This window comes from Flavobacterium caseinilyticum, from assembly GCF_004349085.1.
GTDB lineage: Bacteria > Bacteroidota > Bacteroidia > Flavobacteriales > Flavobacteriaceae > Flavobacterium > Flavobacterium caseinilyticum.
The window spans coordinates 26,423-50,102 of the sequence record NZ_SMFM01000009.1 but is presented as its reverse complement, the minus strand read 5'-3'; the positions used below and the strand labels follow the sequence as shown (position 1 = coordinate 50,102).

28 protein-coding genes, 1 tRNA gene and 1 pseudogene are annotated in these 23,680 nt (G+C 36.0%); 17 read left to right on the top strand and 13 right to left on the bottom strand.

Annotated elements, in window-relative coordinates:
- Positions 1-159: 159 nt before the first annotated feature.
- The 4 genes and pseudogenes from E0F89_RS14920 to E0F89_RS14900 all read left to right on the top strand — a co-directional run bounded on the left by E0F89_RS14920 (position 160) and on the right by E0F89_RS14900 (position 3,183).
- A complete protein-coding gene (locus E0F89_RS14920; protein ID WP_131910567.1) occupies positions 160-921 on the top strand; it encodes a DUF4369 domain-containing protein in 762 nt (253 codons plus the stop codon).
- A gap of 18 nt (positions 922-939) precedes the next feature.
- Positions 940-1,326 (top strand): annotated as a pseudogene (locus tag E0F89_RS14915) (TlpA family protein disulfide reductase); the annotation flags it as partial.
- Positions 1,327-1,499: 173 nt separating this feature from the next.
- Positions 1,500-1,583 (top strand) — tRNA-Tyr (locus E0F89_RS14905).
- Between the two features lie 289 nt (positions 1,584-1,872).
- Positions 1,873-3,183 (top strand): site-specific integrase, encoded by a 1,311-nt coding sequence (locus E0F89_RS14900; protein ID WP_113637343.1) that lies wholly within the window; start codon positions 1,873-1,875, stop codon positions 3,181-3,183.
- A gap of 348 nt (positions 3,184-3,531) precedes the next feature.
- On the opposite strand, the gene E0F89_RS14890 is transcribed toward E0F89_RS14900, so the two are convergent.
- Positions 3,532-3,810, bottom strand: coding sequence for a MerR family transcriptional regulator (locus E0F89_RS14890; RefSeq protein ID WP_113637347.1), 279 nt, complete (start codon positions 3,808-3,810; stop codon positions 3,532-3,534).
- Positions 3,811-4,372: 562 nt separating this feature from the next.
- Between E0F89_RS14890 and E0F89_RS14885 the strand changes: the two genes are divergently transcribed.
- Positions 4,373-4,936: a helix-turn-helix domain-containing protein gene (locus E0F89_RS14885; RefSeq protein WP_243698892.1), complete on the top strand. Its 564-nt coding sequence runs from the start codon at positions 4,373-4,375 to the stop codon at positions 4,934-4,936.
- A complete protein-coding gene (locus E0F89_RS14880; RefSeq protein ID WP_131910563.1) occupies positions 4,933-6,075 on the top strand; it encodes a tyrosine-type recombinase/integrase in 1,143 nt (380 codons plus the stop codon). Before E0F89_RS14885 ends, E0F89_RS14880 begins: the two co-directional genes overlap by 4 nt.
- 456 nt (positions 6,076-6,531) lie before the next feature.
- Here the strand turns inward: E0F89_RS14880 and E0F89_RS17490 are convergent, their stop codons facing one another.
- A complete protein-coding gene (locus tag E0F89_RS17490) occupies positions 6,532-6,666 on the bottom strand; it encodes a hypothetical protein (protein WP_262709549.1) in 135 nt (44 codons plus the stop codon).
- A gap of 215 nt (positions 6,667-6,881) precedes the next feature.
- Here E0F89_RS17490 and E0F89_RS14875 point away from each other — a divergent pair, with 215 nt between their 5' ends.
- From E0F89_RS14875 to E0F89_RS14825, 11 genes are all read left to right on the top strand, one after another.
- Entirely contained in the window at positions 6,882-7,274 is a 393-nt protein-coding gene (locus E0F89_RS14875) for a single-stranded DNA-binding protein (RefSeq protein WP_131910562.1), read from the top strand.
- Between the two features lie 44 nt (positions 7,275-7,318).
- A complete protein-coding gene (locus E0F89_RS14870; protein WP_131910561.1) occupies positions 7,319-8,392 on the top strand; it encodes a DUF932 domain-containing protein in 1,074 nt (357 codons plus the stop codon).
- A 50-nt stretch (positions 8,393-8,442) separates the two neighbouring features.
- A complete protein-coding gene (locus E0F89_RS14865) occupies positions 8,443-8,637 on the top strand; it encodes a hypothetical protein (RefSeq protein WP_131910560.1) in 195 nt (64 codons plus the stop codon).
- 11 nt (positions 8,638-8,648) lie between these two features.
- Complete coding sequence (locus E0F89_RS14860) at positions 8,649-9,257, top strand: PRTRC system protein E (RefSeq protein ID WP_131910559.1); 609 nt, start codon at positions 8,649-8,651, stop codon at positions 9,255-9,257.
- A 17-nt stretch (positions 9,258-9,274) separates the two neighbouring features.
- Positions 9,275-9,493 (top strand): PRTRC system protein C, encoded by a 219-nt coding sequence (locus tag E0F89_RS14855; protein ID WP_131910558.1) that lies wholly within the window; start codon positions 9,275-9,277, stop codon positions 9,491-9,493.
- A gap of 16 nt (positions 9,494-9,509) precedes the next feature.
- A complete protein-coding gene (locus E0F89_RS14850) occupies positions 9,510-10,685 on the top strand; it encodes a hypothetical protein (protein WP_131910557.1) in 1,176 nt (391 codons plus the stop codon).
- Positions 10,682-11,404, top strand: coding sequence for a PRTRC system protein B (locus tag E0F89_RS14845; protein ID WP_131910556.1), 723 nt, complete (start codon positions 10,682-10,684; stop codon positions 11,402-11,404). Before E0F89_RS14850 ends, E0F89_RS14845 begins: the two co-directional genes overlap by 4 nt.
- Positions 11,404-12,201 carry a PRTRC system ThiF family protein gene (locus tag E0F89_RS14840; protein ID WP_131910555.1) on the top strand — a complete coding sequence of 266 codons (798 nt, stop codon included), beginning with the start codon at positions 11,404-11,406 and terminating at the stop codon, positions 12,199-12,201. Before E0F89_RS14845 ends, E0F89_RS14840 begins: the two co-directional genes overlap by 1 nt.
- A gap of 375 nt (positions 12,202-12,576) precedes the next feature.
- Complete coding sequence (locus tag E0F89_RS14835; RefSeq protein ID WP_131910554.1) at positions 12,577-12,888, top strand: hypothetical protein; 312 nt, start codon at positions 12,577-12,579, stop codon at positions 12,886-12,888.
- An 87-nt stretch (positions 12,889-12,975) separates the two neighbouring features.
- On the top strand, positions 12,976-15,147 hold the full coding sequence (locus E0F89_RS14830; protein WP_086452611.1) for a TonB-dependent receptor: 2,172 nt from the start codon (positions 12,976-12,978) through the stop codon (positions 15,145-15,147).
- Positions 15,148-15,152: 5 nt separating this feature from the next.
- Positions 15,153-15,947: a cation transporter gene (locus E0F89_RS14825; RefSeq protein WP_045752356.1), complete on the top strand. Its 795-nt coding sequence runs from the start codon at positions 15,153-15,155 to the stop codon at positions 15,945-15,947.
- A gap of 129 nt (positions 15,948-16,076) precedes the next feature.
- Here the strand turns inward: E0F89_RS14825 and E0F89_RS14820 are convergent, their stop codons facing one another.
- The 11 genes from E0F89_RS14820 to traK all read right to left on the bottom strand — a co-directional run bounded on the left by E0F89_RS14820 (position 16,077) and on the right by traK (position 23,661).
- Positions 16,077-17,117, bottom strand: coding sequence for an IS110 family RNA-guided transposase (locus tag E0F89_RS14820; RefSeq protein WP_045752355.1), 1,041 nt, complete (start codon positions 17,115-17,117; stop codon positions 16,077-16,079).
- A 453-nt stretch (positions 17,118-17,570) separates the two neighbouring features.
- Complete coding sequence (locus E0F89_RS14815) at positions 17,571-17,960, bottom strand: response regulator (protein ID WP_131910553.1); 390 nt, start codon at positions 17,958-17,960, stop codon at positions 17,571-17,573.
- A gap of 347 nt (positions 17,961-18,307) precedes the next feature.
- Positions 18,308-18,436 carry a hypothetical protein gene (locus tag E0F89_RS17485; RefSeq protein ID WP_255673697.1) on the bottom strand — a complete coding sequence of 43 codons (129 nt, stop codon included), beginning with the start codon at positions 18,434-18,436 and terminating at the stop codon, positions 18,308-18,310.
- 171 nt (positions 18,437-18,607) lie between these two features.
- Positions 18,608-18,895: a molybdenum ABC transporter permease gene (locus E0F89_RS14810; protein ID WP_131910552.1), complete on the bottom strand. Its 288-nt coding sequence runs from the start codon at positions 18,893-18,895 to the stop codon at positions 18,608-18,610.
- A 127-nt stretch (positions 18,896-19,022) separates the two neighbouring features.
- A complete protein-coding gene (locus tag E0F89_RS14805; protein ID WP_131910551.1) occupies positions 19,023-19,472 on the bottom strand; it encodes a DUF3872 domain-containing protein in 450 nt (149 codons plus the stop codon).
- 11 nt (positions 19,473-19,483) lie between these two features.
- Positions 19,484-20,044, bottom strand: a complete 561-nt coding sequence (locus E0F89_RS14800) for a conjugal transfer protein TraO (RefSeq protein WP_131910550.1) — start codon at positions 20,042-20,044, stop codon at positions 19,484-19,486.
- Between the two features lie 20 nt (positions 20,045-20,064).
- Positions 20,065-20,958 carry a conjugative transposon protein TraN gene (gene traN, locus E0F89_RS14795; RefSeq protein ID WP_131910549.1) on the bottom strand — a complete coding sequence of 298 codons (894 nt, stop codon included), beginning with the start codon at positions 20,956-20,958 and terminating at the stop codon, positions 20,065-20,067.
- A 24-nt stretch (positions 20,959-20,982) separates the two neighbouring features.
- Entirely contained in the window at positions 20,983-22,299 is a 1,317-nt protein-coding gene (gene traM, locus E0F89_RS14790; RefSeq protein WP_131910548.1) for a conjugative transposon protein TraM, read from the bottom strand.
- Entirely contained in the window at positions 22,286-22,573 is a 288-nt protein-coding gene (locus E0F89_RS14785; RefSeq protein WP_131910547.1) for a nitrogen regulatory IIA protein, read from the bottom strand. Before E0F89_RS14785 ends, traM begins: the two co-directional genes overlap by 14 nt.
- A 21-nt stretch (positions 22,574-22,594) precedes the next feature.
- A complete protein-coding gene (locus E0F89_RS14780; RefSeq protein WP_131910546.1) occupies positions 22,595-23,026 on the bottom strand; it encodes a hypothetical protein in 432 nt (143 codons plus the stop codon).
- 11 nt (positions 23,027-23,037) lie between these two features.
- Positions 23,038-23,661 (bottom strand): conjugative transposon protein TraK, encoded by a 624-nt coding sequence (gene traK / locus E0F89_RS14775; protein ID WP_131910545.1) that lies wholly within the window; start codon positions 23,659-23,661, stop codon positions 23,038-23,040.
- Positions 23,662-23,680 lie beyond the last annotated feature (19 nt).

Here is a 23,680-nt window from a genome sequence, read left to right as displayed (position 1 = left end):
TCATCTTTATAAAAACAGCATTAGCAATCACAAAAAATCGGTGTTGATCTACTTACAATTAAAAATTAAGGAACAATAACAAAAATTTAGGGAATAAAAGTATTTATAAATTATAATTTTAAATACTTTTGCAGACTTAACTCAATTAACTAATTTATAATGAAAAAAATAATTTTTTTACTTTCTGCTGCTGTTGTTTTAATTTCTTGTAACAAAGTTGGCAAAGACGAATACATCATTTCAGGTACTGCAACAGGAATTGAAAATGGTAAAACTATCATCTTAGAAACCCAAGATGCAACAGGAGCGATGCTGCCAAAAGATACGGTAAAAGTTGAAAATGGTAAATTTGAAATGAAAGGATCAATTACAGAGCCTGCTTTTTACGCAATTCAGTTAGAAGGAGCACAAGCTAAAATACCTTTTATATTAGAAAATGGAGAAGTTACTATTGCCATAAACAAAGATAGCATCTCAATTTCTAAAGTTTCAGGAACATATAACAATGACGAATACACTAGTTTCAACCAGGACATCACTAAAGTTCAAAAGAAGTTAATGGATTTCCAAACTAAAAACATGCAGGCAATGAATGCAGCACAGCAAGCTAAAGATACAGTAGTTATCAATAGTTTGATGAAAGAATTTTCTGCGATTCAAGAAGAGGTTGCTACTACTTCAAAAGCTAAATACATAACATATGCTGAATCACATCCAAAATCTTTTATCTCAGCTTTAATCATTCAAGGAATGTTAAATGATCCAACTGCTGATGTTGCAAAATCAGAAAAATTATACAATAGTTTAGATGAATCATTGAAAAAAACTAAGCCGGGAATAGCAATTAAAGCTAAATTAGCTGAGGTAAAAGGAATGCCAGCAGTTGGAGCGCCAGCAGCGCCTACCACAGATGCAAAATGAAGAGCAGATTTTTCCGGACCTAATCCTCAAGGTAAAATAATTTCTTTGAAAGAAAGTTTAGGGAAAGTAACAATAGTAGATTTTTGGGCTTCCTGGTGTGGTCCATGTCGTCAGGAGAACCCAAATGTTGTAGCTCTTTACAATGAGTTACACGGCAAAGGGCTTAATATTATCGGTGTTTCTTTAGATAAAGACGCAAAAGCATGGAAAGATGCAATTGCAAAAGATAAGCTAACATGGAACCAGGTTTCAAATTTAAAATTTTGGGATGAACCGATAGCTGCTCAATACAATGTTCAGTCAATCCCTGCCACTTTTATTCTTGATGCGTCAGGAAAAGTTGTAGCAAAAGATTTAAGAGGAGCTGAACTTAGAGCTAAAATTTTAGAACTTTTAGCCAAATAATCTCCATTTTTGGAAAAATAAAAAAAATCTCCCTTGTGGAGATTTTTTTATTTTATTCAATACCAATACATTAAAAATAATACCAAAATTAAGTGCAAATATTGTTTGGAAAACTCAAAACTGTTTCTATATTTGCACCCGGTTAGCACGATAAGCAATGCTTATTGAGACTTGGGGAGATACTCAAGCGGCCAACGAGGGCAGACTGTAAATCTGCTGTGTAAACTTCGCAGGTTCGAATCCTGCTCTCCCCACCAAAAGGGTAAAAGAAGCAAAAAGGCAACTTTTTCAATCTTTTCAAAAACCCGCAAAAAACGTGGTAAAACCTGCAAATCCAAGGATTCGCAGGTTTTTTTATTTTAAAGCACTTTTCAATATTTATAAAAACGCTCAAAGTTTCTATGGCAAAATCGTGGCACATTACCGTGTTCACAAAATGTGCCACAGAATACCACTTAAACACTAGTAAATACAGAGGTTAACGAGGTTAACGACTTGTTTTTTTGATGCTATAATTCTACATTTATTAATCTAAAAAGTTGAATTATGTTAGAGAGCAGCTTTGGGTTGGTTTTCTTTTTGAAAATCCCCCGCAATGAAAGTAAAATTAGAACAGTTTATCTTAGAATAACTGTAGATGGAATCCCTAAGGAAACATCCACCAAACGAAAATGGGACAGCGCCCGCTGGGACCAGAAAACCGAAAGGGCTATCGGCACCAAAGAAGATGCGAGATCCCTTAACTTTTTTCTGGATTCACTGATTTTAAAAATCAATGAATACAAGACCGACATCATGTACAGCGGAAAACCAATAACTTCCCAAAAGATCATGGATTACATATTAGGAAACGTTACTCCAAGGGTTAAAGTACTGGAAGAATTTCAAAAACATAATGATGAAATGACTGCCTTACTGGGAAAAGGATATGCTAAAGGAACTCTTGATCGTTTTACTATTACGATAAATCATTTAAGGTCATTTATTAGATTTAAATTTAATGCTGATGATATTGAATTTACAGATCTAAATCTTGAATTTATTAAGGACTTTGAGTTTTACCTGAGAACAGTTCGAAATTGCAGCAACAATACCACGCTTAAATACATTGCTAATTTCAAAAAAATTGTCATTCGTGCAATCGATAAGGAAGTCATCCTAAAAGACCCTTTTAAAAACTTTAAAAGCCGAAAAACCAAAATAGTTAAGAAACCTCTTTCCACACAAGAACTGTATGAATTGGAACGGCATTATTTTACCACAGAAAGACTTAATGTTGTCAGAGATGTATTTGTATTCCAATGTTACACGGGATTGGCTTATATCGACGCATATCAATTAAAAAAAACCGATATCAAAGATGGTATTGACGGGAATTCTTGGATAATGTCTGAAAGACAAAAAACGGGTTCTCCTACCAATGTCCCACTATTGCCTCAAGCACTCAAAATAATTAAAAAATATAAAGAACACCCTCTGTGCTTACAGCGTGGCACAGTTTTACCAGTTTCTTCCAACCAGAAAATGAACGAGTATCTTAAAGAGATTGCGACTCTATGCGGTTTTCCCTTCACATTAAATACACATATGGCACGTCGAACCTTTGGAAGTACAGTTACATTAAACAATAATGTCCCCATTAATGTAGTTAAAGAAATGCTAGGCCATGCGTCTGTTAAACAGACGGAAGCCTATGCCATTACAGAACAGGCAACCATTGGACGCGAAATGTCACTGCTCAATAAAAGACTGTCTAAAACGTCCTTTAAGATGTCCAAAGTAGATCTGGCTGTACTTTCAAGATTAGAAAAAGATATAAAAACAATTAAGGAAAAATACAATATACCCTCATCTTAATTCATATTTGGAAAAAAAATAAATAGTAAAACAAAGAGGTTATCTCACTAGTTATGAGATAACCTTTTTTCATGTAATTCAACTTCACTCCTATAGTCTGGATGGTATGAGGGGCTGTACTTGAAATATCCAAAATCTTGAAGCTGTTTAAAGTATTTATGGTATGTTGGCAGTGTATTTATGTGCGACAATGCCATTATTTTACTACGACTAACTTTGATTCTCTGCCATTGTCTCTGCCTGTAACCTAAATTTAGAATTGCCGCTAAAATGGCCAGATGCCAAACATTAAGCCTTGGATCGTCCATACAAATGGATAAATAGTTCATGATTTGGTCTTCACTTGGTTTATTTGTCTGATTCATCATTAAAAAGTTTCTGAAGATCTTCTTTATTGTAATAATACGAGCCCAGAACTTTTTTAAATCGGACTTTCTGTGTCACTCTGAGATTCTGCACTGAACCTGCAGAGATATCCAGCAGCTTTTTGACAGCCTTACTTTTGAGCCATTCTGGCTGTACTAATTCCGTTTGCGTAGGAGTGGTCTCTTGAACTATAATGCGCATTTTATCTAATAATTGCAGACCAAACTGCCTTAAATCTTCTTTTGTTATAATTTCTTCCATAACATTTTTTTAAAAATTTGACTGTTGCATATTTTCATTTACCAAAAAATAAATTCTGCTTTTTTGATTTCTTTTTTTTAATCGGTACAACTACTAAATTATTAGAATGATACAGAAATAATCAATCTTCGGCTTTAAAAGGAGATTCTTGGCTATGATTGTCTGTTCATCAACTCTTGGCAATTAATCTATAGTAAAGGCTACTTCAAAAATACTTTCAAAAACGAGCCTTAAGCAAACGAATCATCCTCGGGTTGAAGAAAACCTTCAGCGATAGTATTTTGTAATTTTTGCCGAGAGTTTTTTTGCAATTTTCTGTATTGGCAAATAACAGGACAAAATAACGCAAAACAAAACAAAGAATCCCAGTTAAAATGTTATAAAATAACATTTTAACTGGGATTTATCTTTCTGTTTATTTAGTTTTATTTACAGAGAGTTTGTTCTTTTTTGTACCATTATTGTACCACTTAAAAAAAAATCCAACTTGGGAATTTTTTAGGCGAAATTATGACACAATTAGAGACGCTTAGACACAATGGGACACAAAATTAGTCATATTATGAGTTCTAAAATTGAGGTTATCAGAATTTGCGAGTACTGCAAAAAGCAGTTCACAGCCAGAACAACGCGTACAAGATATTGTTCACACATTTGCAACAGCAGAGGATATAAATCAATCGTGCGCAACGGAAAACTAGAAAAAAGCAATAGCGAAACAGTTCAGCTATTAAACACAGATTTGGAAAAAATAAAGCCGCTAGAGTTTCTAAAAATTACTCAGGCAAGCCTTCTTTTTGGAATCAGCCGGAGTACTATTTATAGGTTAATTAACAATGGACATTTGGACATTGGAAAGTTCGGCAAAAGAACAGTTATCCGACGATGCGATCTTGAATCTTTTTTTGCTATTCCCATACAGGATGTAACCTTGAGTACTGGTCACCAATTTCCTGGATTTGACAATTGCTATACAATAACAGAAATTCAACAGAAGTACAATATTTCTTCAGGGGCACTCTATCTTTTGATTCAGCGACAGGGCATAGTTAAATATTCCGTTGGAAAATTTAACTATGTAGCCAAACAGGATATTGATATAATTTTTAATGACGTGAGAAGATGAAAAATGTAAATGTTACGCTAAGAAAGAGAAAGCTGCCTAGTGGAAAGATCACATTATATCTTGATTTTTTTCCCGCAGTCTATAACCCTAAAATCCGTGAATTCTCACGAAGAGAATATTTAGGCTTATATCTCGTTTCAAATCCCAAAAGCAATATGGATAGAGAAATGAATTTAGAGAATCTGTGCAAGGCTGAAATTATATGTGCAAATAGGCTAAATGAACTGAACAAGTTGCAAATCTATACTCCGTTCGAGCAGGAGCGTCTTCGTCTGATTGAGATTGGTGAAAAATCATTTCTTCAGTTTTTAAAAGAGACAGCAGAAAGTAAAATTGGAATTAACAGTGATATCTGGAAGTACGCGATTATTCACTTTGAGATGTTCCTTAAGAATGAGGATATAATAATGCGGGAAATAGACGTAACCGTTATAGAAGATTTTAGAGAATATATCTTGAACGCAAAAAGTCTACGGAGAAAAAACCAGTTCTTAGCCCAAAACACTGCCCTATCTTATTTTAACAAGATCAAAGCAACTCTTAAAAAAGCGTACAAAAAAGGATTATTGCAAACAGATGTTAATGCAATGGTTGAAAGTATCAAGGAACAGGAGTCTCAAAGAAATTTCTTAACAATGGAAGAAGCTTCAAGGTTGTTCAGTACGCCGTGTAAAAAAGATATTGTCAAGCGCGTCAGTATGTTTTCTCTACTAACAGGAATGCGATATTCTGATATTTCTAAACTTACATGGGATGAAGTACAGTACAGTAAAAATGAAGGATATTATATACGATTTAAGCATCAGAAAACTAACAGACCATCAACCAATCCCATTTCCGAGGAAGCACTTGAATTCCTAGGAGAAAAAAGAGTGGATCAAGGCAAAATCTTTTTAGATTTAAAGAAATGGGATTTTGATCGCTTGATACCTATTTGGGTTAAAGATGCAGGTATTGAAAAACATATAACATTTCACTGCTTTCGCCATACGTATGCAACATTACAAATGGCAGCAGGGACAGATATTTTTACTGTATCTAAAATGCTGGGACACAAAAATATAAAGACAACGCAGATATATACAAAAATAATTGACGAGAAAAAGCGCGAAACAATAAATAAAATATCATTTAAGTAAAAATTTTAATACTGAATAAATCAAGAACATTAATGTTTTATTTTTACTTTATAGCTACCATTTCAAACTCTTTAAACTTCGAAAACAGATGATTTTATATTGTAGAATTTTTAGAAAATGGAAAAAGCCTTTACTTAAACCATTTGATATTTAGAATAACAATGATTGTAAGCAGAACTTAACGGTTCTGCTTTTTTTATGCCCACACTTTTTATCCCCAAAGCACATTTATTTCCTTTACTCACCCCCTTCGCATAAAAGAGCTTTGGTTGGATATACTGAAAAACATATTCAAAAATTTAGAAAAAACCCTAGTCAAAATTTTCCAATATCTTTTTAGTGGCTTTCATAGCCACCAACACTTAAACATAGTTAAAAATTCTGCCAGATAAATGCTGGTTTTGTAATTACATAGACCATTTCTTAATGCCTTTTCCATTGGCTTCCACAAGGTTTTTATTCAATAGCCAGTATGCTGTTTTGTCCCATTTCAAGAGCAAAGGTATTTCCGTGTTCTTTACGCAACATCAAGGTCAAGCCCTGCGGGTTTGCCAAAAAATCTCCACCCATTCGGGTCGTATTTTTTGTCAAAACCTTGCTGCTGCTAAACACGAACCTTTTATGCTCGTGAAACGAAACAAAGCATACTCCGGCTCTTTAGACGAATAAAAAAAATGTCAGAAACGAAAATATACAGCATTAGAAATGGTAAAAGAGAAACGAAACTTCAGAACCTCCTCTCATTACCGAATAAATTAAAAAAAATAAAATCAGTACAAATTTAATAACTCAAAAAAGTAGAAATCATGAACATCACAGGACGATTGACGAGAGATGCGGAAGTACGCACAACGTCACAGCAAAAACAAGTAGTAAACTTTTCAGTAGCAATCAACGACAGCTACCGTAACAAACAGGGCGAACGCATAGACCAGACGACCTATTTCGACTGCTCCTATTGGATAAGCCCAAACGTAGCCTTGCTACTCACAAAAGGCACTTTGGTAGAACTATCGGGAAGAGTAAGTACAAGAGCGTGGACAGGTAATGACGGAGAATTAAGAGCAGGACTGAATTTTCATACCTCACAAATCAAACTACACGGAGGCAGTAGAAAGACTGATACCGTACAAGCTACTGTGCAAACTGAAAGTAACAAAACTACAAAACAAGGTACGGAAAACGACCTCCCATTTTAACAACGAGTATTTAATCATTTTTCAAACTATAAATTTTAAGCATTATGGCACATAATATCAATTTCAACGAGAGAACAGGACGTTATTCATTCTTTAGCGTTCAACAAAAAGCGTGGCACGGTTTAGGGCAAATCGTAGAGCAGTACCCAACGAGCGAGGAAGCTATAAAACATGCAGGGTTAGATTACGAAGTTGTAAAAAGACCTTTATATACTAATGGCTCAGGAATTATTCAAATAACCGAGGGTATTGTTATGCAAGATACTGAAATTGAAGTTCCTAACTATTTTGCCAACATCCGTAACGATAACAACGCAGTATTGGGCGTGGTGGGTAAAGATTACCACATCGTACAAAACCGTGAAGCATTCAATTTCTTTGATGCTATTGTAGGAGGTGGCGAGGGTATTCTGTATGAAACCGCAGGAGCGTTAGGCAACGGAGAGCGCATATTTATCACAGCCAAATTGCCCGACTATATCCGTGTAGGTAATGGCGATGATGTAACAGAAAAGTACATTTTCTTAACTACTTCGCACGATGGTAGCGGAAGTATCACAGCCGCATTTACACCTGTTAGAATAGTTTGCCAAAATACGTTGAATGCTTCGCTACGTAGTATGACCAATGTAGTTCGTATAAAACATACTTCGGGAGCAAAACAACGTATCGAAAACGCCCATAAAATTATGGGACTAGCGAACACTTTGAGCAACCAATTAGAGAATATTTTTAATGAGTGGGCAAGCGTAAAAGTTACAGACCGAGAAGTAAGAAAGCTAATCCAATTGGCACTTTGCCCGAATAAAGAAACGCTTGAGTTAATTAAAGAAGGTGCAGAAGATGAAATTTCAACCTTATTTAAAAACACCGTTGACGATGCTTTTTCTTACGCAATGATGAGCGACACGCAACAAATGGACACTACAAAAGGAACATTGTTCGGAGCATACAATGCCGTTACAGGATACTATCAGAATGTACGCAATTACAAAAATGATGAAGCCAAGTTGCAGAGTATTGTATTGGGTGGAACAGCTCAACTCAAATCTCAAAAAGCATTTGAATTGTGTACCGCCTTTGCATTGGACGGTGCGGAAATCTTAAACCTCAATTAAATAACTATAGGCTACCGCCTTAAGCGGTGGTAGCCTACCATAAAACAGCTATGAACGTAACAGACATAAATGGTTGCCAAATCGAAGTAACAGATTTAAAGGAAGCTATAAAAATAGCAAGGCGATACAAAGAATATAACCACCAGGACAGCAATTTTTCGGAGTTTGACAAAAGACAAATAACCTATTGGTCAGATATGTACGAAAAACTAAGAGCAATCAATACGCAATTAACAACATCTTAAATTTTATAGCAATGAATACTAATTTTTTCAATCAGATAGCACAGTTGGACTTTACAGGAGTATTACAACTGAATATTTCAAAAGGAGCAGAAAATAACCTAATTGTTTCGGTTATCCTCAACAACGAACAATGCGGAGATAACGCCAAAAATCTAATTCCGCCATTGACATTTAATGCAACGCCCCAAGAGTTTGACGATGGATTTTTTGAGCAAATTACCGCACCTATCCAAACCGTTTCGGGTTTAATGGTGGATATGGAGAAATTTCTAAAACAAATGGAAGAAGTCAGAAAACAATCGGCTATGGAGAAAGAAAAAGCCGATAAACAGAAGAAAGAACAAGAAGCCAAAGACAAGAAATTTAAAGATGCAATGGCAAAGGCGGAAGAACTAGAAAAAGAAGGCAAATTCCGTGAAGCATGGATGAAAGTACCCGAGATAACAGAGTTTCCCGAAAAAGCGGACGAGATACGCAAACGTAAAAACGCATTGTCTGAAAAGTTTGTAACACCGAGCCTTTTTGGAGCAATGGAAGAAGTAAAACCCGAACTGCACCAAGAGGAAGAAGTTACAGTAAATTATCCTACCGATGAAACGGACGAAGAACAAGAATATTAATCCAAAAAATCAGAGTTATGTTAGTAGCAACGCAATTAAAGCGAGTTTTTATACTCAAAGATAAAGGACAGGACATTAGACTAACCGAACCCGAACCACGTTGGAGCGTGGAAGCCGTAATGAATTTTTACGCCAATTTGTACCCGATACTTACAACGGCAAAAGTATCTGCTCCGCAAATAAAAGACGATGCAATTGAGTACAAATTTGAAAGCGTAATGGGTACAAAAGGTTAAACCAAAAATCAAAACGATGAATTATGCAACCACATATCCTATCGGGAATTATCAGCATACCCGAACAGAAAAGACAACGGCAATTGCACCGACAATTCGGCGAGTTCGCACAATGGATGCAAAGACCAAAAGATGCAAACCAAGTACAAAAAGACAAGCGGAAAGCCGTACCAATAGCAATGTTGCCAATGGTTTTCTAAAGTGTATATTCCTGCCTAAACTGAAAACGCAACAATCCTTACAGGCTTGTAAAGAAATAGCAAAAACAGAGAGGGATTTTTATCAATCCCTTTCCAAACTTGCCGAGCAATATGGCATAGAACCAATGCAAACACAAATTTATGGCTATCCCTACAATATAGCGTTGGCGATGTGGGATATAGAAACCAAGTTAAAACGCACCCATTTAAATTGGAATAGTTTGAGATTGGTACAGGACAGTAAGAAAACATTTTTTGTAAGTGAGGAACGATACGATACAAGAACGACCTTGTATTATATTCCTATCGTTCCGCTCTTTAAAATGCTCAACGACAAAAGGCGTAAAAAGACTGCTCAATTATTGGTTTCCGTATGCAGTTATCTGTATCACATTGTTGGTATTCCGTATTACAGACAAGAAAATAGTTATCTGTATTGGATGTATGAGATGATGACCGATTGGGTGGAACAGGACAATGAAACGGACGAAACGGAGAAATATAAAAGTGAGTTAAGGCAAGCCGAACAAATTGGCGACAAAATAGAACAGAAAATATTCAACCGTATCAATTTACAACTATTTGAAGAGCGTTTAAAAAACTTCAAAAAACTTGATGAATTTGACCAAGAATGTTGGCAAGTAGCTTGTAAAGTTTTTGAACTTTTTACGGAATATCCAATAACAAGTATTTTTAAAAATGCACCCATTTCCGAACAAGACTCTTACGACAATGATTACGACAATGAAATCCTTGGAATGGAAAAGTACATTTCATTTGTAGCAGATACCAAAGGTTGGCTGTATGAACGTCTTTCGGATAGCATTAACAATGAATTTAATGAGTATGGAGCAATGGCAGAACCAACAATTAGCAAACACTTTGACGGAAGCGAGAAAACATATACTAACCTTGATTTTGAAAACCGCTTGTTTCCGATACTAAATGATTTATGCGGTTTATTAGATGAATATAAAACAGCAGAAAAATGAATAATACAAACGACATAACCGAGAATTTTGGCACATTATACCACCCGAAATCTGCTTTGGTTTTTTATGAAACCAAAGGTATAAATACAGATATGTATGTAGAGCATTTCGATATGGACAAGAACGGTAATCCAATTAATGCGCATCCATTGACTGTAAAAGAAGCCAATCTATTGGCAAAATCATTACAGACGGATGAAGAAAAAAATAAAGCTTTTTTAAAACCAAAAGGGATTTTACCAACCAACATTTTACAAATCAACCCGAGCGAAAAGGGTACGGTACTTTGGTACACCAAATCACAGCAAAGACAACTGTATTTTGTAGATGGTTTGGGCATTCCTAATGGAAAAGCACAAGTACCGCCAATGCTTTGGTTTGCTAATAAAAATAGCCTGGCAGTATTTGCTTTGTCAAGCGATAGAAGACCGACACAAAAAACGCTTTTGCATTACGCACCATTTTTCAATGTGTATGAAAACGGAAATGTATGTATGGGAACGGTAACTATTGATATTCAAAATTCGGCTACGGTGGAGGAATTTATACAGGCTTGGGAAAGTTATTTTTTTAATAGTTATTTCAGTCACTTATTAGGCGAATACAATCCAGTAAAAGGAAATTGTGTAACTATGTGGAAAGACCTAATTGGTACAGACAACCCCTTTCCAAAAGAAGTATTGAAACCAAATAACAAAACACTTAAAAATCTATTGTGATGAAAACGAAAATACATTTTACAGATATTGATTTAATTAATCCGACCAATCCGATTTTAGTAAATTTAATTGGTGCAGGTGGAACAGGTTCAAAGGTTTTGACTGCCTTGATGGAAATGAACCACAGTTTAATTGAGTTGGGACACGCAGGACTACAAATCCGCCTTTGGGATGATGATGTAATTACCCAAGCAAATTTAGGCAGACAGCGTTTTGCAGAATGTGAAATTGGATTGTACAAATCCGTTGCATTAATTAACAGAGCCAACCGATTTTCGGGGACAAATTGGAAATCGGAAACGGCAAAATTCGAAAAAGACTATTTGGATAAATTACCCGAAAAAGCTGGTTCAAGTATTTATATTTCTTGTGTGGACAGCGTAAAAGCAAGATTTGAGATTGCAGACATTTTAAAAATTTTAAACAACGGTAAAGCCTATTCAAATCGCCCACGGTATTGGTTGGATTTTGGCAATAGCCAACATACAGGACAAGTTTTACTATCTACAATAGGAAATATCCAACAACCCAATTCAGAGAGATTCGAAACGGTGGCAAGCCTGCCATTGGTTACCGATGAATTTGGCGAACTTTTAAAACAGTCTGAAGAGCAGGACGACACGCCAAGTTGCAGTTTAGCTGAAGCATTGGAAAAACAGGATTTATTTATTAATTCGTCATTGGCGCAAATGGGTTGTTCTTTGCTTTGGAACTTATTTCGTTATGGAATGACGGAATACAGAGGATTTTTTCATAATCTGAAAGACTTCCGCACCCACCCGGTAAAAGTCCCCTGACCCGAAAAATCGGGTGGCAAAAATGCAATTCCTCACTATGGTCGGAAACGCATTTTTGCATCTAATAAGGTGCAACCACTTTGTCAAAAATCTTCCATTTCATTCTTTCATTTCCCTATTTTCGCCAAACAAGTTGCGAGATATTTTCGTGGGATATTCAGTATCCCATTATTGATTTTAACGGACTTCTTTTCTTTTCACATCTGCGACCAAAGAAAAGATTCTGTGTTATAAACCAAATATATTTTTTAAAAATGATAGAAATTTAATACTATCTCTTCTCTAATTCTCGCTATATATTATTTAAAAATAACAGTTGATGTTCTAATTCTTTATTACTGTGTGAAATTGAGCATAAATTTATACATTTGCCAAATGAAAAATTTATCATTCATATTAGCATTAATGGTCTTGGTCTTATCGATCTTGCCAGGCTTTATGGAAGATAAATGCTTTGACGTCATACATCAAACAACAAATAATCAGGAAGAAGATAGCGACGGTTGCGGTATGGAATGTTGCTCGCCTTTTTCTAAATGCAATACCTGTACTGGATTTGTAATTACTTCTTTTTATGCTTTAACATCCAATTATGTCCAACAACCTAAAAAGAAATTAGGTGTAATAACTGCGTCAGCTGTTTCAGACTTCTTCTCTTCCATTTGGCAACCGCCTAAGATTAATTAATGTTTTTAGTGTCTTCGGCACAATAACAAATTGCGGTGCTACAAACCGTCAATTCTTATTTTTCAAACATTAATAATTTTTCATATAATGAAAAAAATACTCTTTATGTCATTTTTTATGACACTAAATCTCTGTGTATTTGCACAAAACAATTTAAATGCTGTTATTAGAAACAGTGAAAACAAAGATCCTTTGATTGGTGTGACGGCATCTATAAAAGGAACCTCGCTTGCAGCGACATCCAACGAAAATGGTCAAATCATAATAGTAAATGTTCCTGACGGTGTACAGGAAATACATTTTAGTTACGTAGGCTTTAATGAACGTATTGATACATTGGAATTTCCATTAAAGGACACCAGCGTTATTGAAATCTTACTCAAAGAAAGTTCAGAGGAGTTAGAGGAAGTGGTTATATCTTCTACAAGAAGTACAAGGAGCATACAAAATATTCCTACCCGCATTGAATTTATCGGAAGTGAAGAATTGGGCGAAAAAGGCAATATGAAACCTGGGGATATTCGTATGCTCTTGGCGGAAAGTACAGGTATTCACGTACAAACCACTTCGCCCACAAGTGCCAATGCAAGTATCCGTATTCAAGGACTTGACGGAAGATATACGCAAATCTTGAAAGACGGCTTTCCTATTTTTTCGGGTGCTTCAAGCGGATTAGGTTTGTTGCAAATTCCACCGCTTGACTTAAAGCAGGTTGAAGTTATCAAAGGTTCTACATCTACGCTGTATGGTGGTGGAGCAATAGCAGGTTTGGTAAACCTGATTTCCAAGACACCAACGGAAGAAAGGGATTTGCGTTTTCATTTAAACGGAACATCAGGTGGAGGTTTAGACATCAACGGTTTTTACGGACAGAAGTTTAAGAAAATCGGAACAACCATATTTGCTTCGCATAATAGAAACGGAGCTTACGACCCAGCAAAAATTGGTTTTTCTGCCATTCCAAAATTTGAACGTTTTGTACTGAACCCTAAATTGTTTGTTTATTTCAATGATAAAACAAAAATGAATTTCGGTGTCAATACAACTATCGAAAACCGTTTGGGAGGTGATATGCTTTACATCAAAGGTAAAGGAGATAACACACATCAATATTTCGAGAAAAATAAAACACAACGCTATTCCACACAATTTGTTTTCGACCACTTAATTGATGAAAAAAGTTCTTTTCAAATTAAAAATAGCGTGAGTTATTTTAACCGAAATACAACAATTCCCAACTATCAGTTTGAGGGAACACAAACCGCAACTTTTACAGAAGCAAATTATACCAACAGTACAGAAAAATCGGAATGGGTAGCAGGGGTCAATATTTGGACAGACAATTTTAAAGAAAAGCAGATTACTGCATTTCCGTTGAGGGATTACAGCCAAAACACATTCGGAGCTTTCGTTCAAAATTCTTTTAAGGCTACTGATTGGCTTCAATTAGAAGCGGGTTTAAGAACGGATTACGTGATAGATTACGGAGCTGTATTTTTGCCAAGAGTATCTGCATTGTTTAAGATTGCAAACGGATTGACTTCACGTATTGGAGGTGGATTTGGGTATAAAACACCAACCATTTTTACAGAAGAAAGCGAACGCCTACAATATCAAAATGTAATGCCTATTGACAACAAAATCAATAAATTGGAAAAAAGTTATGGAGCAAATGCAGACATCAATTACCGCACCTACATTGGGGAAGATTGGTCATTTAGCATAAACCAATTGTTCTTTTACACCTATCTGGATAATCCCTTGTTACTTGAAAACCCCTCTGCAAATCTGTATCAGTTCGTTAATTCTCCAGGTTATATTCATACTAAAGGAACAGAAACCAATATTAAAATTGGTTACGATGACCTGAAATTATTTTTGGGATACACTTATACAGATGCTCGATTAAACCAAAATGGAATGACTGTAGAAAGCCCGTTAACGCCAAAGCACCGCATTAATTCCATCCTGATGTATGAAATAGAAGACAAATGGAAAGTTGGTCTGGAAGCCTATTATTTCAGTCCTCAAAAACTGAATAATGGAACTACGGGCAAAGGTTACTTTATTACCGGGTTTATGGCTGAAAAGATTTGGGAAAGATTTTCTCTGTACATCAACTTTGAAAACTTCCTTGACACCCGACAAACACGCTTTGGTAGCATTTATACAGGAACAATAACCAATCCGGTTTTTAAAGACATTTATGCACCTTTGGACGGATTTGTGATTAACGGAGGAATAAAATTCAAGCTTTAAAACAAATGGAAAAAACCATATTCAATATAACTAAAATGGATTGCCCAAGCGAGGAGCAATTAATCCGTATGAAACTGCAAGACTTTGATACGGTAAAAGGATTGGAATTTGATATAGCCAATAGAAAATTGGACGTTTATCACAATGGAAACCCAGAGCCAATTTTTTTGGCTTTGGGAACACTGAACCTAAATACGACATTGGTTTCAACTGAAAAAAGCAATTTTGTTGTTGAAACAGATACAAGCAACAAGCAACGGAAATTACTTTGGATCGTGTTGATTATCAACTTCCTGTTTTTTGGACTGGAAATGTTGTTCGGTATTTTTTCAGGTTCAATGGGATTGATAGCCGATAGCTTGGATATGCTTGCAGACAGTGTCGTTTACGCATTGGCATTAATCGCTGTTGGTGGAACAATCGCCCTAAAAAACAACATCGCCAGATTTGCAGGATACTTCCAAGTCTTACTTGCTATTGTAGGTTTCGTTGAAGTGATCAGACGTTTTATGGGAATTGAAGCTATGCCCGATTTCAAAACAATGATTGTCGTTTCAGTTTTAGCATTGATTGCAAACGTATTTTGCCTTTATCTCTTACAAAAGAACAAAAGTAAAGAAGCGCATATGCAGGCTTCGATGATATTCACATCAAATGATGTCATTATCAATTCGGGAGTTATTGTTGCTGGTCTTTTAGTTAATTGGCTCAATTCAAGTTATCCCGATCTTATTATTGGAGCGCTTGTATTCCTAATTGTGGCAAAAGGTGCGTATCGCATTCTAAAACTTGCAAAATAATAATGAAGGTTAACAGAATTGTTCGTGAGAAAGCATAACACTGCGGATGAATTTCTTACTGAGAATTCATCTTGTTTTGCATATTTATTATTGGGTAGCATATAAAACAGCTACCCTTTTTTCATTTTATTACATGGTTATTGTTTCTGTTGTAGTACTCTGATTGTGATAATTTGGGCAATAAGACGTATTTGATTTCCATAGGATATACGTTAGCTCCAGAAGCTTTCTTTGAATGGCAACAATTGCTTTCATTTTAATGCCATGCCTTGAAGCCAATCTTAAGAAAATACATTTGAAGTTTTCATCGGTTCTGATTGCAGCCAATGCGGGGAAGTGCATTACTTTCCTTAAATTCCGATTACCCCGCTTGGATATTCGGGGTTTAGATTTCACAGAAGTTCCAGATGTTTTTTCCCTTACATCCAATCCAGCATAGCTTACCAACTGTCTTTTATTTTTTATTAATTCAAATCCGTTGGTTTCAGCGATAATGGTGACAGCAGTCAGATTTCCTATTCCTGGTATAGAAGTTATTACTTTCATCTTTTTAGCTATAGCTTCATCTCCTTTGATAAGTGCAGCAATTTCCTCCATTATTTCCTTTTCCTGCTTATCAATCATGGCAATTCTTTTCTTGGTACGTTTTATTGATTTTTCGCTAGATGTTGCAGAAGTACGCTCAGCATGTAGCTGATTTTTTAACATAGTCCGTTCCTGTACCAGTTGTTCTCGTTCTCGACAAAGCTGTCTCAAATCATTGAATATTTTTAATGGAGGTTGCCATACTTCTAATTGCCTTTCCAAGCCAAATCTTGCAATGGCTTGTGAAGCACTCTTGTCGGTAATAGTTTTTATGTCAAGTGTCCTTACATAATTACTGATTTTGTTTGGTAAAACGATACTAACTTGTTTTTGATTAGTGCAAAGGTAATAAGCTAAGGATTCATGGTAAACTCCGGTAGCTTCCATCACATACCGTACCTCTACATTAGTTAATGTTTGCTTATTTACCCATGATACAAGACTGGAAAATCCTTTTTGTGTGTTGGGAAATACTTTATAGGCATAAACTTCTATGCTTATCTGTTGATCCATTCGACCAAGCGATACAACTAATTCATTTTGTGCGACATCAATTCCTACTGTCTGTTTTAATAATACCTTCATCTTATCTGGTTTAGGTAAGTGATAACCTTTCTACATCTTTTCTCCTGAATGGATATACTGGCTATACAACCCAATGTTTGTGGGTGAATTCCTTACATTCTGTTCAGATTCTAAAAGGTAAAAGAAGAGGAGGCAGTTTCTTTTCTTGAATATACTATTAAGCTATTTAAAGCAAAATCTGCTCTCACTCTTCCTCACTTAGATTATATTATACAAACATAGGAGGTAAAAGAAGAAGAGGCAGTTTCTTCGCTTGAAAATACTATTAAGCTCTTTAAAGCAAAATCTATCTCACTTTTCCTCACTTAGATTATATTATACAAACATAGGAGAAGCAAAAGAACGTCGCTGGATTATGTTTGGTTTTTGACTTAGCACTTTTTAATTAATATTTTTAATTCATTAAATTTGTTGCTATTTCGATGGCTAGAAATCATTTAATATACCATGTCCCTAATTGATAACCCCTTCAACGACTTTTCTAAAATCATCTTTACCACTTCCGATAAGCAAATAACTCGAAAAACCAATATCTAACAAATCTTTACCGACTTTCTGATCATCAATATCACTATGAGCAATAAGTTTTATTGTTGGATATAGTGCTCTCAATTCTTGAAGTTCTGCCAGCACATTCCTGTTGTAAAAATCAAGATCAATAATACATACTTTGGGAAGTGTTTTTAATGTTAATAACTGAGATAATCCGCCTTCGATATTTTCTGAGCGGAATAAAACATCCATTCCTGAGGCAACTAGGTCGTTGCAAGTTATATCCAAAATTGGACTTTTGTCATTTATAAAAGCTAAGGTAATTTTTTCTTGTGTTGTACCAGTTTCCATATCATCATACTTTTGTGAAATTGATGTAGCCCTGCACAAAAAATAAGGCGCAGACCACTACACTTAACGCACATTGAGGTACTGGTATACCCGACAACGAATAAGCGAGCACCTACGCCTATGGCATAGGTGTTCTTTCTTATTGTCCCGTTGTCTAAAAATTACCAGTTTTCAATGTGGGACTTAAAGTAAAAACACTTTAAGATTTTCTATATTTCGTTACAAAGATACTAAACTGCTTTAGATACTCATCATATCTTTAAAACCAATTGGGGCAAAAAACCTATTAGTTACTGGCTTTATTGTTTAAATAATTATGCTCTAGTTCAGTGAGTATATCTGTTTGTTTAAAAATGATCCCCCCCTATTTGGATGTATGGCAGTAATTTATCTTCTCTTTTCGCCATTCCTAAAGGCTCTTTCAGTTCATTTTTATTTCCATCCAATGAAGATTTCTGTATTGCGATTACTTCCATTTCTGCTCAATTTTGGTATGAAATCTAATTTATAAAGGCTTTTAAAAGGATTGATAACGTTTGAATTTGTTGGCATTTAAAAGAAATATGTGGCTTTTACTAACCGGCACAAAAAAAATCGGATACCCTTTGGGGTTATCCGATTTTCTTACAACCGTATTTTAAAAATCACTATCTGCGTTGGTCGGTTGGTTCGGTTTCTATCTCCACTTTCTGTTTTTCATTATCATTTTTTTCGCGTGAATAAACCCATAACGACAATAGCCCAAAAATAATCAGTGCATAGGCTACCCATTTGCCAACTCGTTCAATGAATTTAATGCCAATCGATTTTTCGTAAGAAGAAAAACTTTCGGCACCCATAGGACTACGCCTGTAAAACTTTCTACGATTTATCCAATAGCGAAGTGCCAAGCCTAAAACCAAAAATAGTATCCCTATAACTAATGATGCAACCATAATAATAGCTATTACATTTATAAATATGAATTTACAAAAAAAATATTTGTTTCACTACATCACAAAAATATAAAATGTGAGCGTGGTAGTATAAAAAAATCCTGTCTTGTGGACAGGATTTTATTTGTTAATCGCTACTATTGAATTGGAAAGTGAGTTTCTTCTCATTTCCAAAACTATCAGAAATCCATACATCAAATGATTGCGACACAGTGCATGAAGAAGTGTAATACAATCGGAACTGCTCTGTTGGTAAAGGATATAAATCGTTTGGTAAGTACGCAAGTTCATTAGAATATCTTAAAGTTCCCTGACCATCAAACTGAAAATAACGGATAAAATATTGCGTATCGCTGTAATTACCGCTTCGCTTTATCGCCATCCTTATTTCTACGGTTTGCCCATTCGATACATCTTTTTGAACAGGCATAACCTGCACTTCAAAAGGAAAATCGTTCTGTATTTCGAGTTCATCATCTTTGCTACAAGATACCAAAGTAACCGAACTTGTGAGGATTACCAGCAATACATATACTGGCAGTAATCCTCTTTTGAATTGTTTGAAAAATGTTGTCATTATTATACGTTTTAAAAGTTAAACCTTAATCCCACACCTGCGGACGGTCGGAATTGTTTCATATCCGTACCCCATAAAACCTTTGTACGTCCTTGCAGGACTAATACAAATCGGTCGGACAGATACGTTTCAAAAGTCAACCTACCGCCAGCTCCGTAAATGAAATTGTCTTCACTCACTATTTTCGCTCCGTCATCCAACATTGCTTCGCCTCGGTTGATGGTTTCATAACCGATGACGCCAGATATTCCAGTATTAAGCGTTATGTTTTTTCGGGCATCGCCTAAAAGGAATAAACTGTAACCGCCTTCAGCAGTATAAGTTTCCTTCGGAATGCGCAAGTCTTTATAAGAATGGTATTGGTGCGTATATTCCAACGCCCAAAATTGGTAATTGCCGTTTTTGCCATTTACGGTCATTGCTACATTGATGTAATAATCGTTTCCGATTTTATCATTAGACAATACACCAGCACTTACTTCCAAGCCTTTTTGCTTAGGTAACATTCGTTGTGCCTGTGTAGCGGTAATGCCCATTAACACAAGCATTACGGTATGGATATACTTTATCATCTTATTGTTTTAATAGGTTATTAAAATTTCAGGTGCATATCATTAACCAAACGAGCCTTGATTAAATCCGAATTTTCTACCTGAAGCGTTTGGTGTCTGCCACCGTTTTTCTCAAAGATTTCAATCAGCAAAACCTTGTCATCGGCAATGGTAAACTGGTCTAAAAGGAATACGTTTTGTTCGATTGCTTTCCCGCCAATCTCATTCAATGGCTTATAAGTACGTAATGGTATCATTGGTCTTTCCTGCACTACGGTACGCTTGGCTACTTTTTTATCTACTACTTTGAAATTGATAAAATCAATTCCGAAAGGCACATTGGTACGGTTTCTCAATTCTGTATGGAAATAGTATTTGCCATTGTGTATGTAAATTCCTTTTAGGATAAACTGAATACCGAAACTTTTAGCACCGATATGCTTTACAATTCGCTGGTCTTTTTTGTAAATCGTTTCCAAAAGCAAACCTGACAATGATGGCGAATTGTTACCCAATTCTTCAAAAAGCACATCATTTCCATTTTCCTTATCCACTGCTTTTTGCATTGTCAGCAGATCGTAACTCAACGCTTCCGGATAAGCACTATAATATACATTGAAGCTGTAAAAGCGACCGTCATTTGTAATGACCGAAAAATTGGTTTCCGTTTCGAAATCTTTTACCGATGCTTTTACACGAAGTACGTTTTCCGCATCTTCTGCTTTTCCTGCAATCAGGTATTCGCTTCCCAAATCCACATAACGTATGGCGGTTGGGAAAATCAAATGAGTAGTCTTGTCATAAGTTACTTGCATTTGGTACGGTTCTATCTTGCCTAAATTTAGCGGTGCTTTTATACTGTCTTGTGCAAAAGTGTTTACGGCAAAGCCGATGATAAGGGCAAAAGCCCAAAAAGTTTTTATATGATTTTTCATTTTCTTAATTATTTGAGTTCAATATTATTTTTTAGAAACAAGGAAAACTTGATGTCCTGCTTTTAGCGTAACTTTTGGTGTTCGTATTTTTTTGGCGAAATAACCCGAAATACCTTGTACGGCACTTTTACTGAGGTCGGAACCAATCTGTTGTCCTGTTGACGAGTTCATACTGAAGCTTGAACCTGTGGCATTTCCCATATTGGCTACGATGTCGGTAACTGCATTACGTTCTGGCGAATAGGGAACGTACAAACCCTGCTGACCATCGAGGTCGTAGATGGTTATATCTACTGGGATAATATTGCCCTCAAGCTCAATAGATGTAACTTTTAACTGTAACCTGCCACCTTGAAACTTTCCGATTGCCGTTAAAATTGTTCCCTGCGGAATGGTACGGTTTGGCGTTTGTGCAGGTTCTAACAAACGCAGTCGTACACCGCTTTCGCCAATAATGGTCTGTGTTTCCTGTATGCTGGCTTTTACGCTATTTTTTGGTTGAGCGACTTGCTCTACTGTTCCAGCAGTATAGAAACCTCGGTTTTTTTTTTCGCTCCAGTCGGCTAAAAAAGCACTATCCGTAGGTTCTCTGTACAAAGCCGATACAGCTTTCTTTCTTGTAGGTGTGAATGCTACAAAATATTCTTTCTGAGAATTTGAAGAAGAACCTCGGCTAGCACTGTCGGTGCTTACAGGTTTTTCGGTATTTCCTCCCGAAGGCAGATACTTTGAAGCCATCTGATACGATTTTTCCATCAACGTCAATTGGTCATTTACAGTTACACCGACAGGTATATCTTTTTCAGCCAATTTTTCTTTTAGTTCGTCCAATTGCCTGCGTAGTTCTTGTGTTTCGCTGTTATTATCCTGATAAAATGAACCTAATGTGCTTTGTGCATTTCGGTAACTGTTTAGTGTAGAAGTGCCCGATTTTCCAGTCATCATACCATTGTTTTGGTCTTCTTCGGGCAATTCTTCTTTAGTCTGCTGTGTGCTATCGGTATTCCAATAATCCGATAGCGTAGTTAGGGCATTTCGGCTTTCCTGGTCTTTCTGTTCCAGCATATCTTGCTCATAAGCTTTTTGTTTATCATCCTGCATTCCTGCTTCGGTAGCCTGTGGAAAAGCATCGTTTAGTCCGATGTTTTCCATTTCTTTTTTATCTGCCGAGGGTTTAAATATCAGGTATAAACAACCAATAAAAACAATCCCCATTAAACCAAAAATGAGTGGTTTTTTAAATCGTTCAATGGCACTCTTTTTATCCTCCGTAAGGTTGGATACTTTGTTTTGGTCGCCTTCCTCAACCAGAATGCTGACCCTTTTTTCATTTTCTTTCATAAAATTTATTTTTAAAAATTGTTGTCAATGTGTCCTTCAGTTTTTCAGGACTTTCTTTCTTTTTGAGAACAGGATTTTCGATATGCTCAATGACCAAATTGTTATCGGCTTTGCCTGCATCATACCATACTTTTAAAATAACTCCTGCGGTAAGAAGTAGATAGCCTATAAAAAAGTATAAGGTGTATTTATGCTGTTTTCCAACGGGTAATGCCAGCCATCGTTCGTCCAACTTGTTAAAATACCTATCCATATTTGCTCTTAATTTTTTCATGTCTTAAATTATTATTGGCTATCACATTTTAAACCCTCTTTTTTGGGAAGAAATGTGTTGTTTAGGATCTTCAGACACTTCGGCTACGGCTTCCTTTAATATAGGAACCGAACCTGTTGAAAGATTTGTTAGTTCTGATTTCTTCAATAGTTGTCCGTAGCGGTCTGTCCTTTCAATGTCCATCTTTTGTACATCGAAAATGCCGTTTTCATGTCTTATCCACATATTACATTCAATCCTCGGCTTGTCATCTCCATTCCATTGGAGGTAAGTCGATAATAAAAAAAGTTCGTGTCTATTCGGTTTTTTTGTACCGTTGTGAGAGGCTTCCAAGTATTCACTAATGCTTTCTTTTAACTTGCCAGGATAAGATGCTTCCGTTTGGAAGTAACCGTTGTATCCTTTATCTGTCAGTGTTTTCACGAATGTGTCTAAATCAAGTAACTGTTTCATAATCTTTGATTTTAACGTTGAATAACTTCAATGTCCTTATTCTCTACCACGGCAAATTTTTCAATATTGAAACCTTGCGGGTTATTGTCTGAACGGACAGAGTTTACAAGGAAACAGGACGTTACCAAGCTTCGCTTTGTCACATTGCTGGAACGGATGATGAATTGCTTAGCGTAAGTACGCACTGCATAAGGATGATTGTCGAAATTGCAGACCACACTATCCACCTCGATACGTTGCTGTACATTACCCGATATGATACGGTTATAATAGCCTTTTTCGGAAAGATCTTTGTAATAATCAAAGGCACTTTTATCGGCAAGATTGAACGCCCGTTTCATATTGCTTTCAATGGCATTTTTGTCGGGTGCAAGTGTAAAAAAGAGTTCGTGAAAACGTCTTACGTGTTCCCTTGCCTCAACCGGGCGGTTGATGGACGCATCTTGCGAAAGAGCCAACATCAATGATTTTCCATTGTCCAGTACATAAATTTTTTGGCGTTGTTCTGTTGCAAAGCTGTAGGACTGCCATACGGCATATCCTACAACGCTAATGCATAGAACGGCAAACACAATGGCATACAACCTTATCTGTCTAAAGCTGTTTTCGATATTTCTGAGTGTTTTAAATTCCATTTCTTAAATGATTAATTTT